Source organism: Methylophaga sp. (assembly GCF_030651745.1).
The window spans coordinates 1-3,454 of record NZ_JAUSCC010000007.1 but is presented as its reverse complement, the minus strand read 5'-3'; the positions used below and the strand labels follow the sequence as shown (position 1 = coordinate 3,454).

The 3,454-nt window shown below is 42.2% G+C and carries 5 protein-coding genes and 1 rRNA gene; all 6 read right to left on the bottom strand.

What is annotated here, in order from left to right:
* Nucleotides 1-127 (bottom strand): 16S ribosomal RNA (locus Q7V21_RS00380); the annotation flags it as partial.
* A 358-nt stretch (nucleotides 128-485) separates the two neighbouring features.
* Nucleotides 486-869, bottom strand: a complete 384-nt coding sequence (gene rplQ, locus Q7V21_RS00375; protein ID WP_304915396.1) for a 50S ribosomal protein L17 — start codon at nucleotides 867-869, stop codon at nucleotides 486-488.
* Nucleotides 870-907: 38 nt separating this feature from the next.
* A complete protein-coding gene (gene rpoA / locus Q7V21_RS00370) occupies nucleotides 908-1,891 on the bottom strand; it encodes a DNA-directed RNA polymerase subunit alpha (protein ID WP_304915395.1) in 984 nt (327 codons plus the stop codon).
* 40 nt (nucleotides 1,892-1,931) lie between these two features.
* Entirely contained in the window at nucleotides 1,932-2,552 is a 621-nt protein-coding gene (gene rpsD / locus Q7V21_RS00365) for a 30S ribosomal protein S4 (protein WP_069296924.1), read from the bottom strand.
* A gap of 21 nt (nucleotides 2,553-2,573) precedes the next feature.
* Nucleotides 2,574-2,963: a 30S ribosomal protein S11 gene (gene rpsK / locus Q7V21_RS00360; RefSeq protein WP_226069752.1), complete on the bottom strand. Its 390-nt coding sequence runs from the start codon at nucleotides 2,961-2,963 to the stop codon at nucleotides 2,574-2,576.
* A 16-nt stretch (nucleotides 2,964-2,979) separates the two neighbouring features.
* Entirely contained in the window at nucleotides 2,980-3,333 is a 354-nt protein-coding gene (gene rpsM / locus Q7V21_RS00355) for a 30S ribosomal protein S13 (RefSeq protein ID WP_069296925.1), read from the bottom strand.
* Nucleotides 3,334-3,454 lie beyond the last annotated feature (121 nt).

The following is a 3,454-nucleotide window of genomic DNA, read 5'->3' as shown; positions in this document are numbered from 1 at the left end:
AGATCCCTATACATTACTCACCCGTCCGCCACTAATCATTTCAGCAAGCTGAAAATCATCGTTCGACTTGCATGTGTTAGGCATGCCGCCAGCGTTCAATCTGAGCCATGATCAAACTCTTCAGTTTAATTGTGACTTAGTCTCTATAAGTCAGAGACAATAACTTGATTGACGTTTGCATTCTTGCGAATAACCTACGTCGTTTTTTCTTTTCAGAAATGTCCAACGCAAGTACCCACACAAATTACTTGATACCAGTTTTTTAAAGAGCTTGCAGTCATTGTGCCCTGCAAAGAAGCGAGAATTATACAGCCACTCGCCGAGCTGTCAACACTAAAAACCAGTTAATTTATTCAAAATCTAAAAACAAACTATTTGGTCAATTCAAATCAATAAGTTAGCAGTGCTAAATTAAAAACTGATGTGTTATATACAACTAAACCGGCATTTAGCCGGTTTAGTTTTAATCTATTAAAGATTATGTTTTAAGCAGAAGCTTCAGTTTCAACAGCTGCACGGTCGACAAGCTCAACAATGGCCATTGGTGCTTTATCACCGTCACGTAAGCCCGTTTTTAATACACGGACATAACCACCAGGGCGGTTAGCAGAGCGAGGCGAAACTTCGTTAAACAACTTGGTCACTGCATCACGACTACCTAAGCGAGCAAAAGCTAGACGACGGTTGGCAACACTGTCTGTTTTACCTAAAGTGATAAGTGGCTCAATAACGCCACGCAACTCTTTAGCCTTAGGCAGTGTAGTGCGAATAACCTCATGCTCAAGCAATGATGAAGCCATATTTTTGAACATAGCTTTTCTATGACTGCTATTGCGGTTTAATTTACGACCTGAATTACGATGACGCATGGTTCTTACCCTATTCTTTGTGCTGAATTACTTCAGTATTATTTTTGCTCTAAAGAAGCAGGTGGCCAGTTATCAAGGTGCATGCCTAAAGACAAGCCTTTTGATGCCAGGACTTCTTTGATTTCTGTCAGGGACTTTTTACCTAAATTAGGTGTTTTCAAAAGTTCCATTTCAGTACGTTGAATCAAATCACCTACGTAATAAATATTTTCTGCTTTCAGACAGTTCGCTGAACGTACTGTCAGATCCAAATCATCAATTGCCTGCAACAATGCTGGATCGATTGGCGGCTGTTTTGGCTCAGATGCTGCTTCTTCAATGACAGTAAAATCTACGAAAGAAGTTAGCTGGTCACTTAAGATCGTTGCTGCATATTTAATAGCATCTTCTGCATCCAAAGTACCATTGGTTTCAACATCGATGATTAATTTATCCAAATCAGTGCGATTTTCAACACGGGCACTTTCGACAGCATAAGTTACCAATCGTACAGGACTGAATGATGCATCGAGATGCAACTGACCAATAGCACGGTCTTCATCTTCGCCTAATGCCCGACTATTGGCAGCAGAGTAGCCACGACCTTTAACAACTTTAAAAGTAACTGACAGACTACCGCCAGTTAAATTGGCAATTACATGATCAGGATTCGTTACAACCACATTGTGGGGTAACTGAATATCTGCAGCAGTAACAGGGCCAACACCTTCCTTATTCAAACTTAAAACCGCTTCAGTAGCATCATGCAACTGAACCGCAATACCTTTCATGTTAAGAAGAATATCTAAAACATCTTCCTGTACACCGTTGATAGCTGAATATTCATGCACAACACCGTCGATTTGCGCTTCAACTACAGCCGCACCTTCCATTGAGGAAAGCAGAATTCTACGTAATGCATTACCCAGCGTATGCCCAAAACCACGTTCAAGCGGCTCCAGTACCAGACGTGTACGTGTGTCACTAAACTTCTGGATATCGACGATCCTTGGTTTAAGAAATTGACTCGTATAAGTCGTCATGCAAATTCCTCTAATAAATCCGTATTGGATTTAGTTATGTCTATTTCGAGTAAAGCTCTACAACCAGGTTTTCTGAAAGTTCGGCTGGCAATTCATCACGTTCAGGAGCACGTTTAAACACACCTGACAGAGCTTGCGTATTTACTTCGATCCATTCTGGAAAACCTAATTGCTCTGCTACTGACATAGCATTCACAATGCGTTCTTGTTTTTTAGATTTCTCACGGATCTCAACAACATCACCTTCTTTTACTTGATAAGAAGGAATGTTAGTTACGCGACCATTTACCATAATTGCTTTATGAGAAACTAACTGTCTAGATTCAGCGCGAGTTGAACCGAAGCCCATGCGATATACAACATTATCAAGACGTTGCTCAAGCAAGTTCAACAAGTTAACACCTGTTGCACCTTTTTTCTGATCAGCCAATTTGTAATAGTTACGAAATTGCTTTTCAAGGACACCGTACATACGGCGAATACGTTGCTTAGCACGTAACTGAACGGCGTAATCAGACTCACGACCACGTCTTGCGCCATGCTGACCTGGCTTTTGTTCAATCTTACACTTGCTTTCCAAAGGATTGCCTCTGCTCTTCAGAAAAAGGTCAGTACCTTCTCTGCGGCTTAGCTTGCAAGTTGGGCCACGATATTTTCCCATTAGTGTTACTCCAAAAACCTGTTAAACGCGACGACGCTTAGGAGGACGGCAACCATTGTGTGGAATGGGCGTCACGTCTGTAATATTAGTAATTTTAAAACCTAAATTATTTAGGGCGCGAACAGCAGATTCACGTCCTGGTCCTGGACCTTTAATTTCAACATCCAGGTTTTTCATACCGAATTCTTTCACTACTTCGCCAGCTTTCTCAGCAGCTACCTGTGCAGCAAACGGTGTGCTTTTGCGCGAACCACGAAAACCACAACCACCTGCAGTAGCCCATGAAAGCGCATTACCTTGGCGATCAGTAATCGTTATGATCGTATTATTAAATGATGCATGAACATGAGCGACACCGTCGACCACATTCTTTTTAACGCGTTTGCGTTGTCGTGCTGATGAATTTGCCATCGAAGCGCCTCTTAACTTACTTAATCATACGGCGAGGACCTTTACGAGTCCTTGCGTTTGTTTTAGTTCTCTGCCCGCGAACCGGCAGACCTCTGCGGTGACGGACACCACGGTAGCAACCCAAGTCCTTAAGGCGTTTAATATCCATAGAGACTTCACGACGCAGATCACCTTCAACAGTGTATTTGGCAACTTCTGTACGAAGCGCCTCAACTTCTTGTTCAGACAGATCGCGAATTTTTGCATCAGGTGCAATACCTGCCGCTTCACATATCTTTTGTGAACGTGTACGACCAATGCCGTAAATTGATGTGAGAGCGATTACCGTGTGCTTTTGCACAGGAACATTTATACCAGCTATACGAGCCATTCAATTACCCTAAATTTCTCAGGAGTGAACAGTGAATTGTATCATACAAAACTACAGTTCAACAACAATCACCGAACAGTCAAATTTAACCTTGACGTTGCTTATGGCGAGCTTCTGTGCA